Source organism: Chryseobacterium balustinum (assembly GCF_900168205.1).
GTDB lineage: Bacteria > Bacteroidota > Bacteroidia > Flavobacteriales > Weeksellaceae > Chryseobacterium > Chryseobacterium balustinum.
In genome coordinates this window covers 518126-533036 of record NZ_FUZE01000001.1, presented here as the reverse complement: position 1 = coordinate 533036, position 14911 = coordinate 518126, and the positions used below count along the sequence as shown (strand labels likewise).

General features: G+C 35.0%; 14 protein-coding genes and 1 riboswitch. Of the genes, 2 read left to right on the top strand and 12 right to left on the bottom strand.

Translation table 11 applies throughout. The features are described 5' to 3' along the window. Nucleotides 1–12 precede the first annotated feature (12 nt). From B5X64_RS02545 to B5X64_RS02495, 11 genes are all read right to left on the bottom strand, one after another. On the bottom strand, nucleotides 13–1068 hold the full coding sequence (locus B5X64_RS02545) for a cytochrome-c peroxidase (protein ID WP_079463754.1): 1056 nt from the start codon (nucleotides 1066–1068) through the stop codon (nucleotides 13–15). Further along, complete coding sequence (locus B5X64_RS02540; RefSeq protein ID WP_079463753.1) at nucleotides 1052–1879, bottom strand: MbnP family protein; 828 nt, start codon at nucleotides 1877–1879, stop codon at nucleotides 1052–1054. Before B5X64_RS02540 ends, B5X64_RS02545 begins: the two co-directional genes overlap by 17 nt. Before the next feature lie 245 nt (nucleotides 1880–2124). Then, entirely contained in the window at nucleotides 2125–2493 is a 369-nt protein-coding gene (locus B5X64_RS02535) for a hypothetical protein (RefSeq protein ID WP_079463752.1), read from the bottom strand. Nucleotides 2494–2496: 3 nt separating this feature from the next. Continuing rightward, nucleotides 2497–3171, bottom strand: coding sequence for a superoxide dismutase (locus tag B5X64_RS02530; protein ID WP_079463751.1), 675 nt, complete (start codon nucleotides 3169–3171; stop codon nucleotides 2497–2499). A 93-nt stretch (nucleotides 3172–3264) separates the two neighbouring features. Next, entirely contained in the window at nucleotides 3265–3948 is a 684-nt protein-coding gene (locus B5X64_RS02525; RefSeq protein WP_172459133.1) for an SCO family protein, read from the bottom strand. Next, nucleotides 3935–4210, bottom strand: a complete 276-nt coding sequence (locus B5X64_RS02520; protein WP_079463750.1) for a YHS domain-containing protein — start codon at nucleotides 4208–4210, stop codon at nucleotides 3935–3937. The genes B5X64_RS02525 and B5X64_RS02520 overlap by 14 nt, the downstream gene beginning before the upstream one ends. Nucleotides 4211–4293: 83 nt before the next feature. Then, nucleotides 4294–4656 carry a hypothetical protein gene (locus tag B5X64_RS02515; protein WP_079463749.1) on the bottom strand — a complete coding sequence of 121 codons (363 nt, stop codon included), beginning with the start codon at nucleotides 4654–4656 and terminating at the stop codon, nucleotides 4294–4296. A gap of 323 nt (nucleotides 4657–4979) precedes the next feature. Then, nucleotides 4980–6926 carry a heavy metal translocating P-type ATPase gene (locus B5X64_RS02510; RefSeq protein WP_079463748.1) on the bottom strand — a complete coding sequence of 649 codons (1947 nt, stop codon included), beginning with the start codon at nucleotides 6924–6926 and terminating at the stop codon, nucleotides 4980–4982. A gap of 44 nt (nucleotides 6927–6970) precedes the next feature. After that, nucleotides 6971–7390 carry a Fur family transcriptional regulator gene (locus B5X64_RS02505; RefSeq protein ID WP_079463747.1) on the bottom strand — a complete coding sequence of 140 codons (420 nt, stop codon included), beginning with the start codon at nucleotides 7388–7390 and terminating at the stop codon, nucleotides 6971–6973. A 121-nt stretch (nucleotides 7391–7511) separates the two neighbouring features. Further along, entirely contained in the window at nucleotides 7512–9005 is a 1494-nt protein-coding gene (locus tag B5X64_RS02500) for a RagB/SusD family nutrient uptake outer membrane protein (protein WP_079463746.1), read from the bottom strand. A 19-nt stretch (nucleotides 9006–9024) separates the two neighbouring features. Continuing rightward, nucleotides 9025–11943, bottom strand: coding sequence for a SusC/RagA family TonB-linked outer membrane protein (locus tag B5X64_RS02495; protein WP_079463745.1), 2919 nt, complete (start codon nucleotides 11941–11943; stop codon nucleotides 9025–9027). 83 nt (nucleotides 11944–12026) lie between these two features. Then, nucleotides 12027–12123, bottom strand: a riboswitch (SAM riboswitch). A gap of 242 nt (nucleotides 12124–12365) precedes the next feature. On the opposite strand from B5X64_RS02495, the gene B5X64_RS02490 reads away from it, so the two are divergent. After that, nucleotides 12366–12776, top strand: a complete 411-nt coding sequence (locus B5X64_RS02490; protein ID WP_079463744.1) for a type II 3-dehydroquinate dehydratase — start codon at nucleotides 12366–12368, stop codon at nucleotides 12774–12776. Between the two features lie 65 nt (nucleotides 12777–12841). After that, nucleotides 12842–13219: an SMI1/KNR4 family protein gene (locus B5X64_RS02485; protein ID WP_164463457.1), complete on the top strand. Its 378-nt coding sequence runs from the start codon at nucleotides 12842–12844 to the stop codon at nucleotides 13217–13219. Between the two features lie 39 nt (nucleotides 13220–13258). Here the strand turns inward: B5X64_RS02485 and pckA are convergent, their stop codons facing one another. Further along, nucleotides 13259–14875, bottom strand: coding sequence for a phosphoenolpyruvate carboxykinase (ATP) (pckA, locus tag B5X64_RS02480; RefSeq protein ID WP_079463953.1), 1617 nt, complete (start codon nucleotides 14873–14875; stop codon nucleotides 13259–13261). Between the last annotated feature and the right edge of the window lie 36 nt (nucleotides 14876–14911).

Here is a 14911-nt window from a genome sequence, read left to right as displayed (position 1 = left end):
TTTAATTAAAATTTATTCCGCAAACTTTGGATTAGTAATAAAATTCTTATCAGATAAAGTCTTTAGAAAAGTAATAATAAATTGTTTTTCCTGAGTATTCATCGCGATTCCGATATGATTATTTTGTTTCAGTTGTGGATCTAGATTTGGATTGTCTTCTACACTATCCGAATAAAAATTGAGCACTGCTTCCAATGTATAAAATCTTCCGTCATGCATATAAGGTGCGGTATATTCTACATTTCTTAAACTCGGAACTCGAAATTTCATCCAGTCATTTTGGTCAAGCGTCACACGATGTCGTCCCGCATCTTTGAACTGAGTATTGTAATACATTCCGGTATTTCTAAAACTTTCATCGGTAAATAATTCTCCGCTGTGACACGATGCACATTTCTGTTGAAACAAAGCCATTCCTTGAGATTCTTCAGAACTAAAACTCTCTTTTCCTTGTTTAAAACGATCATATTTTGAATCACCTGAAATCAAAGTAGCCATAAACTGTGACAAAGCTTTCAAAACTTTTTCTCCGGTAATATTCTCGTCTCCATAAGCCTGTTTAAACAATTTTTTGTAAACCTCATCTTTACTGAGTTTTGAAATCGCTTCAGGCATCGAGCTATCCATTTCGTTCACATCTGTAATGGGAATAATCGGTTGTTCATTTAAATTGTGAATCACGCCATCCCACATATACCGTTTCAGAAAAACCATATTCTGGATCGCTGGAGCATTTCTAATTCCTATTCTGTCGTCAATTCCGTGACTTACCGTATGACCGTGATGGGTAAAAGCATTTTCCTGAATATGACAGAACCCGCATGAAATCGTATTATTACGTGATAATCTACCTTCATAAAATAATTTTCTACCCAACTCTACTCCGTTTTTTGTGATAGGATTTTCTGATGGGTCGAAAGTCATTTCCGGAAAATAAGACGGAAACTGAAGACTTATCACTTCATCTTTTTCTAAAGGCTGAATCACCTCATCTGAACAAGAAATAAAATTTAGAATAGATATTAAAAGCAGCCCTGTTTTAAAAATCTTCTTAATCATTGTGAACATGGTCTACTTTAAACATTTTGGTTAAATTATTTGTCACATTCACCAAATGTTGGTTAGAACCCATCGCCATATTATTAGTTGATGAAAGGCTTAGAGCAGTTTCTCCACTTAAATATTGGTTTAAATCAGCGATAATATGAATTGAAGGTTTTATAGTTCCTGAAACTCTTGCTGTTGTCGGAAGATCCAAAGTCACTTCACGGTAAAGATCCGGAGTGTTGTTGGCGGTAACATTTCCCATGTTTCCGGTGTGATTCATAAATTCGGTGTTGACAGAAGCTGTTCCATATTTCCCTTCTAATTTTACGAAAATATAACCTGCAGCCCAAGACCAGGTCAAACTTTCCTTTTTAGCTTTTTCCCAGAATTCTGCCTGTCCGCTTTGTCCCAATAAATAAGCATTTTGACTGATTCCCAATCCGAATTTTATTTTTTTATAATTGTTTTTCGGAATTTCATCTAAATCTAGATACACAATTCCGGCAACTGCTTTTTCCTGATTGATAATGAAAGCACCTTTGTCTGGATTATTTTCGTTGTATTTAAATTCATTTCCATTTTCGTCAATCAAACTGATATTGCTGATGACGTATTTTAAAGTTGAAAACTGATGTTTTTGTCCGCCTGAAGAAGTTTGAGTGGTCTGATTGAGAACAATATCCCCGAGATTATTAAATCCGTTTTCGAACTTGAGCTGAAGTTTCCCTTTTGTTTCCGGTGATGAATCGTCTTCATCGCTGTTTCTACATGATGTAATTGTGAAAAAAGTAAAGGCAATAGATAATAATGATAAAAATTTATAAATTTTCATTGTTGATTTTTTAAGTTGAGATTTTAAATAGAAATAGTGATTGAATAGTAAAATATTCAATTTTTTAAACTGTAAAAGTTTGCACAGCATCAAGCGCTCACTTTGTCATTCCGTAGGAATCTAAGCGGAGTTTTAAAAATTATTACGTGAAATGTTTGCCGAGATTCCTACGGAATGACAACTACACGTTAATTTAAAAACAAATGCAAAACTTTTACAATTAAAACAAGATTTAAAATAATGCACTAAAAAACCGGTGGTCTGAAAATGTGTTTTAAAAACAGAAACGAATAGCCTGTTTTGTAAAGAAAATTTGAATAAGAAAAGACTGGCTTTTCTGTGGTATTGACTGCGATAATTTCAGGAAGAATATAAATATCAAGTAATTTCTGCCCAGAATTTTTTGTTTTGTGTAAAGGTGAAGAATCTGTATCGTTCGTTTTTGTCAACTCTTTGGCAAGATAACATTTCCCGTTACAATTGAGTGCAACATTTTTTCTGTTGACACAAAGCTCTTCGCTGATGTATTGATAATTTACAGCATACTCCACCAACGGTATCAGAGGTCTGAGTACCGTAAAAAAGGTGAGAAATATGCTGCAAATTAAATTCAATGATTATTTTTTGCTTAGAGCTTCATCATATCTTCTGCTGATTTCTTTCCAGTTGGTTACATTCCAAATGGCAGTTAAATAATCAGCTCTTTTGTTCTGATATTTCAGATAATAAGCGTGTTCCCAAACGTCAATTCCGAAAATTGGAGTTCCTTTTTCTTCCACAACATCCATCAAAGGATTATCCTGATTTGGCGTTGAAGAAACGAATAATTTTCCGCTTTTATCAACAGAAAGCCAAGCCCAACCAGAACCGAAACGGTCTGCTCCTGCTTTAGCCATTTTTTCTTTAAAAGCATCCATACTTCCGAAAGCATCGGTAATCGCTTTTGTTAATTTTGCAGAAGGCTTTGTATCTTTTTGTGGAGTAAGAACTGTCCAAAATAACTCGTGATTGTAATGTCCACCAGCGTTATTTCTTACCGCCATTGGTAAAGTTCCTGCTTTTGAGAGAATTTCAAATAAAGTCTGCTTCTCCTGCGGAGTTCCTGCAATTGCTTTATTTAAATTGGCAACATAAGCAGCTGCATGTTTAGAATAATGAATTTCCATTGTTTGTGCGTCAATATTACCTTCCAGTGCATTGTATGCATACGGTAATGGAGTCTGCTTGAATTGTGCAAACGCAAATTGCGCCGCAAAAACTGCCGTAAATGCAGCTACTTTAAAAATCTTCATAACGTTTTGTTTGTATGGTTAAACATTTAATTTAGGTTGGAAGTCGGATGATGGAAGTCATCGCAGTACGAATATAACTTCAATCATTCAACTTTATTTCAATAGTTTCTTGATGTCTTCTATTAAAATCTCTCTATCCGGATGAAATTTCCCGTTCAATTTAGGGATTTTCCCCTCCGCATCTTCATAATTCAATCCTGAATAATAGAGAATCGGCATATTTTCTTTATTATATCTGCATCTGATATTTCCTTCTTTATCGACTAAGGCAATCATTCCGCTGTGATTGAGGTTTTCACTTTCATCTTCTTTATCTCCGACGTAGATATCAAATTGATCCGCAAGATTTCCAATATAAGTTCGATCACCCGTCAGAAAATGCCAATTTGGAGATTTTGCACCTATCTTTTTCGCATGACTTTTCAATAACACGGGTGTGTCGTTTTCAGGATCAATGCTGATTGAGATAATTCCAAAATCGGGATTGTTGATTTCATCTTCAATCGCTCTCATATTGGTATTCATCACCGGACAAATTGTAGGACATTTACTAAAGAAAAATTCAACTAAATATACTTTTCCCAGCATATTTTTGTTGGTGATCTTTTTATTGTTCTGATCAGTCAGCTCAAAATCCGGAACTTTCATCACGGTATAAAGACTGCTTTTAAAATAACTCATCCCGACACCAATTCCCAAAAACAACAATGCAATAATCGCAATTGGAATAATAATCTTCTTTTTTGCGGAGCTTTCAGTCTTTTTATTTTTGGACATACTTCTCAGGATTTTTCTTAAACTCATCCTTACAGTAGCTACTGCAAAAACCGTACGTTTTATTTTTATAGACTGCCGTATCTTTCATATCGTCTTCCGTTTTCATTTCACAAATTGGATCGATAGCATTGGCAAATTTTACTTTTTGAGCAGTTGTTTTTGTAGGAATATTTTTCTTTTTATGCTTTACTTTAGGTGTTTCCTGCGCACAGGCGAGTAATGAAACAGACAAAAATGCTGTTAAGATAACTTTAGATTTCATTAAATAGAATTTAAAATTAAGTTTAATTAATATGAATATAAGCCTTGATAAAAATCAAAACTAAAAGTTCAGGTATAAAAAAATTAAACTAAAGGAGGATGGAATATTCTGGAAAAATATTCTGAAGAATTTAATTGAATATAATTCGAATTAGGCTTTTCTGATTTTAAATCAGCTGTACTGATATTCGAAAAAGATAGAATGTCATGGGATAGAAAAACATCTAAACCTGCAATCTTAATATTTTGTGCATTATTAGATTCCTTTTCGGTTTTTGCCAACTCTTTTTTCACAAAACACTTTCCTTTACAGTCTGATTCTATAATTTTTCTGTTTTCACAAAGGTTTTTCACAATGTAATCGTAGTTGATCGCATAATTTAACATTGGCAAAACAGGGCGAATTGCAATGGTAAATACGATGAAAAAGGATAAGAAAAACTTCAAGTATCAAATCTTTAGTACAAATATAGTGTACAAAATTTGTTTTTGCATTAATTTATGATGAAAGTCAGTTTTTGTGCTTGGAAGCGGGATGTTGGAAGATGGAAGTTTTTAATGAGGATAATTTTCTCCATTTAAGATTCCCACAAATTGCACAGATTTGCGCAGGTGTTTGAAAATATATTTATACAACAAGTTTTGGCTAAAGCCAATGGAGATTTTATATTTAAGGGCGGACTAAAGTCCACCCCTATTGATAACATTTCTACAAATCTTTGTAGTCTGATTCTAAACTTCAAGCATCAAACTTTCATCACCCAACCTCATCAAAACTTCATTCTCTGAATTCTCACCGCATTCAAAATAGCGATTAACGCAACTCCGACATCAGCAAAAACAGCTTCCCACATCGTTGCCAAACCTCCTGCTCCGAGAACCAAAACAATTGCTTTTACTGTAAATGCAAGGATAATATTTTGCCAAACTATCTTTTTAGTTTGCTTGCCGATATTGATTGCCATTGGGATTTTGCTTGGTTTATCATCCTGAATGACAACATCTGCGGTTTCAATTGTAGCATCGCTTCCTAATCCGCCCATTGCAATTCCGACATCGCTTAAAGCGACAACCGGTGCGTCATTTACTCCGTCTCCGACAAAAGCAACAGTTTCATTTTTTGCTTTCAATTCTTTGACTTTATTTACTTTATCTTCGGGGAGTAAGTCTCCAAAAGCATTTTGAATTCCCAGTTCATTTGCTACAAATTGTACAACAGACGTTTTGTCACCACTCAACATCGTGGTTTTTACATTCAGTGCTTTTAGTTTATTGATCGTTAACTGAGCATCTTCTTTGATGGAATCTGCGATGGTAAGATATCCTACAAACTTTTTATCATATGCCACCGCAATTAAAGTATAAACAATATTTTCGGTTTTTAAATCGTAACTGATGTTGAATTTATCTATCAACTTAAAGTTTCCAACTAATAATTCTTTTCCGTTGATGGTTGCTTTTAGACCGTGACCTGCGATCTCTTCTACATTTTCCAGTTGAATAGAATGGTCTATTTCTCCTACATAATTATGAATTGCCGTTGCGACAGGATGCGTACTTTGACTTTCGAGCGCATTGACGAGTTTTAAAATTTCATCTTTATTAAATTCGCTCCCGAAGTTTACTTCCTGAACTTTGAAAACACCTTCCGTCATGGTTCCGGTTTTATCCATCACTACATTCTGAACATTCGCCAAAACATCTAAAAAATTACTTCCTTTAAATAAAATTCCATTTCTGCTTCCCGCTCCAATTCCACCAAAATAACCCAACGGAATAGAAATCACTAATGCACACGGACAAGAAATCACCAGAAAAACTAAAGCTTTATATAACCACGCTTTAAACTGATAATCATCAACAAAAAAGTAGGGTAAGAAAGTGATTCCAATCGCAAGGAAAACTACAATCGGTGTGTAAATTTTAGCAAATTTTCTGATGAATAATTCTGTTGGAGCTTTTTGCGATGTCGCATTCTGAACCAATTCTAAGATTTTACTCAACTTACTATCTTTATAATCAGTCGTAACTTTCACCTGACTTACCGTGTTCAGATTAATCATTCCGGCCAAAACTGTTTCGCCTTTTATTTTTGTATCGGGTTTGCTTTCTCCCGTGAGTGCAGCCGTGTTGAATGAAGCTTTTTCTGAAAGTAGTTCTCCGTCTAATCCTAATTTTTCTCCGGATTTTAGCTGAATGATTTCTCCAATATTTACTTTTTCGGCTTTTACGGTTTGTGGCTGTCCGTCTTTTAAAATAGTTACCTCATCGGGACGCTGATCGAGAAGAGATTTAATATTGGTTTTAGCTCTATTAACCGCCATTGCCTGAAAAACTTCACCTACCGAATAAAACAGCATTACGGCAACACCTTCAGGATATTCTCCAATCGCAAACGCACCGATGGTAGCAATTCCCATTAGGAAAAACTCTGAAAAAACATCGCCCTTAATAATACTTTCATACGCTTCTTTTAAAACAGGAAGTCCTACAGGAATGTAGGCAACCAAATACCAAACGAGGCGAAGCCAACCATTAAACCAATTGTTTTCAATGAAATTATCAAACGTAATTCCAATCAAAAGCAAAGCAAATGATACAATTGCGGGCAAAAAAAGCTGAAGCGTTGATTTATCTTGAACCTCATGAGAATGATCATGGTCGTGACCTTCATGGTTGTGCTCTTTTTTAGGTTTTGTACTGCAACATTCTTCCATAACAAATAATTTTTAACAAATGTAGTGCTCATACGAATGCAATACTATTGCAAACTTTCAAGACAGTTTTCGCAAATACCTTTTGCAAAAAGTCTTATCTCATCAATTCTGAAATTGGTTTTCATACTTTCCGGAAAAGAAATATCTTCTTTGCAGGTCGTCTGTTTGCAAATTTTACAATAGAAATGGAGATGCCAGTCTTTGTGCGTTTTTTCGTCGCAGTCATCGTGACAGAGTTTGTATTTCGTTGTTGTATTTTCCTGAATGCTGTGAACGATTCCTTTTTCTTCAAATGTTTTTAAAGTTCGGTAAATCGTTGTGCGATCTGCATTTTCAAAATAATTTTCGATTTCAGACAAAGATAAAGCGGTCTCTTGTGAGCTTAAAAAATCGTACACCAAAATCCTCATGCTTGTAGGTTTGGTATTCTTGTCGATGAGTTTATTTTCGATTTCTTGCTTCATGATATTGAGCTTCCCTTCGTGAAAGCCTTTCAAAGTTAGCTTTTTTTAGAATGTGTTTTTTATATTTTAAATAAAAAAAGAGCCTTTGCATTGCTACAAAGACTCAAAAATAAAATCAAAACTATAAATTTGGATTGTTCTCAATTTCCTTCTGCGGAATTGAAAACAAATAATATCTGCTGTTGGGTGCAAAAGCCGACTGATCTGGAAAAGCGAATATAGAATGTCCTCTTCCATTAACGGTCTTCACGGTACCATCCGGAGTTGTGATCTGTACCTGAATAGGTTGCCCGTTTGTGTTTACAAAAGCTTTTCTTTCTACTTTACCTTGTGTTCTGATGATGTCTGACAGAGAAAAACCTTCTCCAAAAAGCTCTTTTCTTCTTTCAATTAAAACCTCTTTAATCACATCATTCTGTGCAAGAGAACCATTATAAACATTTGCGTTTCTGGCTGTTTTTAATTGGTTTAAAACTGTAACAGCATTGGCAACATTTCCGCTTCTTGCTTCAGCTTCCGCCTCAATTAAATACATTTCTGCAGCTCTCATGAAAACGATATCGGCAATTAAATTAGCTTTAAACTTAAATTTAGCATATCTCAAAAGCCCTTCTCTTCCTGGTAATCCGTCCCATGAAAATAATGAAGAACGGATATCATTCGTATCAAACAAATCTTTAAAATAAGGATCCGCCATAAAACTGTAATAATAACTTCCCGAAGATGAAACATCTAAAAAGTGGAATGCATAGCTTTCACCAGACTGTTCCTGAGTTTGAGCATGTCCCCAAATCCATTCTCCGTTGGTAATGTCATTGAAGCCTTCTTTATATTTTTCGGTATTCATTAAAGGAAATCCCGTTCTTGCAATTTTGGCAGAAGCGATTGCGTTTGTCCATTCGCCAGTGTTTAAATAAACTCTTGCTAAAAGTCCGTTGACTACAGAACGGTCGATTTTATCTTTATTATTTCTTGTATAATTTTGAAGCAGTTGATCAGCGTCTGTCAAATCACTTTTAATTAAAGTATAAATTTCTTCAAGAGTCGCTTTTTTCTTCCCTACAGAATTGGTGGTTGCAGGTTCTGTATAAATAGGAGCCGTTGGTGCGTTTTTATCTTTCAAATAACTGAACTGATAGAAACTGGCAAGATTCCAATAACAGAAAGCGCGTAAAGCCTTTGCCTGGCCTTTCACCTGATTTTTCTTTTCCTGCGTTCCTTCTGCTGCATCAATTCTAGCAATCACATTATTCATATTATTGATAACAGAATACAAAGATGTCCAGATATAAAGTGATCTACCTCCCGTATTATTCACCAAATCAGTGAATGCATAAGCCGATGGAAAACCATATTTGTTGGTCAAAACAGCAACATCACTTCCCATTGCATCGCTGGTTCTTAAAACCGTCGAATATCCGATATTGGCATACGTTGTTCCGTCATCATTAAATTTTGCCCAGGTTCCGTTGATCACTGTTTCGGCACTTTCGGCAGTCTTAAAAATTTCGGCTTCATCTGCCTGATTTGTCGGAGCAGTTTCAAGGTCATTTTCACAACTTATCAGAGAAACTGCAGCAATTAAAGCAAAAGATATATATTTTAATTTTTTCATATGTAAGATTTTAAATATTTTAAAGAGTAGCCTGCACACCAAAAGTTACCGTTCTCATTGCAGGATATCTGTAGTACGTTGTTCCGTCTAAAGTTTGCTCAGGATCCATTCCTTTATGTTTATAGAATGTGAAAAGATTTTCTGCCTGAACGTAAACTCTCAGTTTTTTCAATCCGATTTTTTCAAAATAATCTGAAGGAAGTGTATATCCTAAGCTTACATTTTTAATTCTTGCATACGTTCCGGAATACAAAAATCTTGACGAAGCTGAAGTCCAGTTATTGGTTGTTGTGCTTAAAGCGGGAACATCTGTATTGGTATTTTCAGGAGTCCATCGGTTTAACATTTCAGAGCTCCATGCTCTTCCTGCTGCACTTCCGTTATGCATCAACATTGTATAATCGTTATCCAGAATTTTACCACCTAAACTGAAAGTCAATAATCCTGAAAAATCAAAATCTTTATATCTGATGCTGGTTGTAAGACCACCCATTACTTTAGGCAAAGAAGAACCCTGCAAAGTTTTTGTCGCTTTTGCATACTCTGAAGTCGTTCCTTCTACTGTATTTCCGTTTGCATCAGTTGTAATTGTTTTCCAAAGTGGATTTCCGTTAGTCGGATCAACTCCCATCCATTCAGGAATGAAGAAATCATAGATAGAACCTCCAACCTGTAATAGTTTTGTTCCGCTCACGATAGAACCTTTCGGAAGTTTGGTGATTTTATTGTTTAAAGTACTTAGATTCACATCAACATCCCATTGAAAATCATCAGTTTTAACAGGCGTTGTAAATAGAGAAAATTCAAAACCTGTGTTTTTTAATTCACCGATATTCGCCTGATAACCGCTAAAACCAACGGAAGGAGCCAAAGGCATATCAAACAAAAGATCTTTACTCTGACGTTGGAAATATTCTACATTTCCTTTAATTCTGTTTTTCAAAATGGCAAATTCTAATCCTACATTCAGGTTAAGATTCGTTTCCCATTTCAGATCCGGGGTCGGAAGTCTGCTTGCAACCGTACCCCCTTCACCAAGATTGTTATAAAATGTATATAAACTTTGATATGCATAATATGTGCTCAATTTATCATTTCCCTGGCCACCATAACTTGCACGAAGCGTCAACTGATCGAAAATATTTAAATCTCTAATGAAATTTTCGCTTGAAGCCTTCCATGATCCACCAACTGACCAGAAAGTTCCCCATCTGTTTTCAGGTGAAAATCTCGAAGAACCATCTGCTCTTACCGATCCGGAAACGAAATATTTATTTTGAAAATCATATTCCACTTTTCCTAAATAACTTAAAAGTCCCAATTTATCACTGTTTCCACTAAATCCACCTAACAAAGCTGCCGCATCTGGTTCGTAATAATATGGTAGTGAAAATTGGCTTCTGCTTCCTGAGATGGTTTGAAATTCGTAATGATAAAACTCCTGTCCTGCTAAAATATTAAAGTGATGCTGATTGATTTTTTTATCAAAAGTCAAAATATTACTGGTCGTATAAGAAAGCGTTCTGGAGTTTGTTTTTGTTACCGAACCACCGATTTCGCTTCCCTGCCCGATCAAAGGATTTGAATAAAAATGACCATTATAATTAACCAAATCAACGGAGAAACTTGATTTAAACTTTAATTCCGGTAAGAAAGTAAAATCTAAAAATCCTTTTCCGGAAAAGTTATCTTCACGGTTTTCATTTTTATCTAAAGGCAACGTTGCTGCAGCATTTTGATTTTGTAAAGCACTTGTAGGACGGTATTTTCCAAAGTCGTAAATATAATTTCCGTTCGCATCTAACCTGTGACTTCCGTCTGCATTTCTTTCATAATAAGGATAAAAAGAAGGAATTACTCTTGCCGCATTAATGATATTATCCGTTCTGGAATCTGAAGAAGGCGGTGCTTCCTGAAGACTGTTGGTATAACTTAAATTAGCCCCAACATTTAACCATTTTTTGACTTCAGAATTGATTTTAAGTCTTGTACTGTATTTTGTAAAGCCTGATCCAATGGCAATTCCTTTATCGTCAAGATATCCTAATGAAAAATAATAATTGCTTTTTTCGCTCCCTCCACTGAAATCTAAATCTACCTGACTTCTTGCCGCCACTCTCTGAAGAATATCTCTCCAATCATCGTTCCATAAAGCAGTAGCTCCAGGTAAAAGCTTACCGTCAGTTCCTACAGGTTTTGCATAATTTGATCCGTATGGATTTATTCCTAAACCATTGCTTCCGGAAACCAAAGCATCACTCGCCATTTGTGCCGCCTGTTGAGAATTAACCTGACTTGATTTGTAGCCATTTCTCAAAGCTTCCCAATACAATTGAAAATACTGATCTGTATTTACCTGCTCGTAATCTTTAACCGCTCTTGTAGAAAAACCCTGACTGATATTGAAATTTACTTTAGCTTCCCCCTTTTTTCCGGATTTTGTTGTAATAATTATTACTCCGTTGGCTGCTCTTGAACCATAAAGCGAACTTGCCGTAGCATCTTTCAAAACACTGATCGATTCAATATCATTGGGACTTATTGAGTTGATACTTCCATCAAAAGGAATTCCGTCTACGACAAACAAAGGATTACTTGAAGCACTCACCGAGCCAATTCCACGAATACGGATAGATGCCGTTGCACCAGGTTGCCCAGAAGCACTTACCGCCTGAAGACCTGGAACCTGTCCTTCCAAAGCTTTGGTAATATTGGTAACGGGTCTGTTGTTTATTTTTTCACTAGAAATTGTTGCCACAGAACCTGTGTAACTTGTTTTTTTTGCTTTTCCGTAAGCGACAACTACTACTTCATCTATATCCTGTTCGCGAAGTGTATCTTTTTTTGCTTCCTGACCATTGATGTTGATTATTCCTAAGAAAAATACTGCAACAGGTGGAATCCAAGCTTTAGAATTAATTAAATTTTTGTTAACCATAATTCATTTCATTTATCAAATTTTAAAAATTAACCCTTTATAGAAAAGACAACAAAGGGCATCGATAAATACGATGAACCAATTGCTTATTTTTCCTTTAAAGGCTGAATGTAACACCTTGCACAAAGCAGGTTGTTAAGACTTCACAGGGTCAGTTCCCTCCATCTTTCTTTATAAGCCGATCGAAATATGTTTGCAAATCTAAAAACAATTAGTCTACAAAACAAGTAGACTTTGTGATTTGCAATTATTTTTTAATAAAAATTAAGTTAATTAATTCTTAAAAAACACCAAAATAGGAAGTTATACAAATTATCAAATTCTTAAATATGACAAATATCATTAAAAATAATGTAATTCTAAAAAATGATTTAAAATAGAAAAGCTTTCGACTTATTAAAAAAACTTTCTAAATTTATACTATGAAAGTTTTAATTATAAATGGTCCTAATCTGAATCTGTTAGGCACGAGAGAACCTGAAATTTACGGGAGTGTTTCTATGGAAGATTATTTAGAAAAACTAAAGTCTGAATTTACTTCTCACGAATTGAATTATTATCAGTCGAATATTGAAGGAGAGCTGATTAACAGACTTCAGGTAGATGATTTTGATGCAGTTGTTATTAATCCCGGAGCTTTCACGCATTACTCTTATGCAATCGCGGACTGTTTAAAGAATATCCAGAAACCGAAAGTAGAAGTTCACATCAGCAATATTTATAAAAGAGAAGAATTCCGTCAGAAATCTGTGACAGCTGCAAATACGAATGCAGTTTTGTCAGGCTTTGGGATGGAAGGATATCGATTGGCGGTTTTGAGTTTGAAACCTTAAGCTTATAATGAATGAGTCTCATTAATACAATTTTGTCGAAATATAAATGGATTAAACGAGCTGAAATGCTTGATTTTAATTTTAAAACGATTGAAGATAAAATAGGTTTTGATTTACCACAAGACTACAAAGATTACTCCATTGAGTATGATGAAAATGAAGACTTTATAGGTAAAGAATTTGTAAGATTGTGGAGTTTAGAAAACTTGATAGATTGGAATACTGATTATCAAATTTTGGAGAATTTGCCGAATACAATTGCAATTGGTGATAATGGAAATGGAGAATTTATCGGAATTCACTTTATTGAAAATAGCAATTACAAGATAATATTATCAACTTACATCGATTTAGATCCAGAATACAACATTGAAATTGGAAAATCCTTTACGGACTTCATCGAAAAGTTAAACAAAGGAAAAACTTGGTTTAACGAAAAATAAAAAAGGCTCATCAAATTGATGAGCCTTTCTTCACTATTTCTAAATGGTCTGTTCCTGCAATTGAGGCCCAGAAGCAATCAGCTTTTTACCTTCGTCAGTATTGCAATACTGCTCGAAGTTTTTGATATATTTTGCAGCAAGATCTTTTGCTTTTTCTTCCCATTCTGCAGCATCGCTGTAAGTATCTCTAGGATCTAAAATTCCTTCAGAAACATTTGGCAATGAAGTTGGAATTTCTAAATTCATAACAGGGATAGTTATTTTTTCAGCTTTTTCGATTGATCCATCGATGATAGCATCAATAATCGCTCTTGTATCTTTTAATGAAATTCTTTTTCCCGTACCGTTCCATCCAGTGTTTACCAAATAAGCTTTTGCACCGTGCTCTTTCATTTTACCAATCAATGTTTTAGAATACATTGTTGGGTGTAATGTTAAGAACGCTTCTCCAAATGCAGGTGAGAAAGATGGTTCAGGCTCAGTTATTCCTCTTTCAGTTCCAGCCAATTTTGAAGTATACCCACAAAGGAAGTGATATTGAGCTTGGTTTTCATCTAAAATAGAAACCGGAGGCAATACTCCAAAAGCATCAGCAGAAAGATAAACGATCTTACTTGCGTGACCTGCTTTAGACGGTAAAACGATTTTGTTGATATGATAGATCGGGTAAGAAACTCTTGTATTCTCAGTGATAGATCCGTCTGTATAATCAGCAACACCGTCGTGTACTACAACGTTTTCAAGAAGTGCATCTCTTTTTATCGCTCTGAAAATATCCGGTTCTTTTTCTGCTGACAAATCGATTACTTTAGCATAACAACCGCCTTCGTAATTGAAAACTCCGTTGTTATCCCAACCGTGTTCGTCATCGCCAATTAAATATCTTTTAGGATCTGCAGACAAAGTAGTTTTTCCTGTTCCCGAAAGTCCGAAGAATAACGCTACATCTCCTTCTTCTCCTACGTTTGCAGAACAGTGCATTGATGCCATTCCTTTTAGTGGAAGGTAATAATTCATCATTGCAAACATTCCTTTTTTCATTTCACCACCATACCAAGTACCCCCAATAATCTGAAGTTTTTCAGTAAGGTTAAACATTACAAAGTTTTCAGAATTTAATTCTTGTGCTTCCCAGTTAGGGTTTGTAGTTTTTGATCCGTTGATTACTGTAAAATCTGGCTCTCCGAAAGTTTCCAACTCAAAATGAGAAGGACGGATGAACATATTCGTAACGAAATGTGCCTGCCAAGCCACTTCAACAATAAATCTTACTTTTAGTCTTGTGTCGGTATTCGTTCCACAAAAAGTATCAACTACATAAATCTTTTTCGCATCAGAAAGTTGAGTCAATACCAAATCTTTACATGATTCGAAAATTTCAGGTGTTGTAGGCAAATTTACTTTACCATCCCAGAAAATAGTATCTTTTGTAACATCATCCTGAACAATATACCTGTCTTTAGGCGAACGACCAGTGAAAATTCCGGTTTTTACAGAAACTGCACCAGATTCTGTAAGCTCAGCTTTCTCAAAACCCTGATTTTCAGGTGAAACTTCCGCTTGATATAACTCTTCATATGAAGGATTATAAATTAATTCGTAATCTCCTTTAATTCCTAATTTTTGTAAATCTTGGATGATTTTAGCGTTTTTCATTTTACTTATATTTTCTTTTTCTTTTTGCCTGTTTAA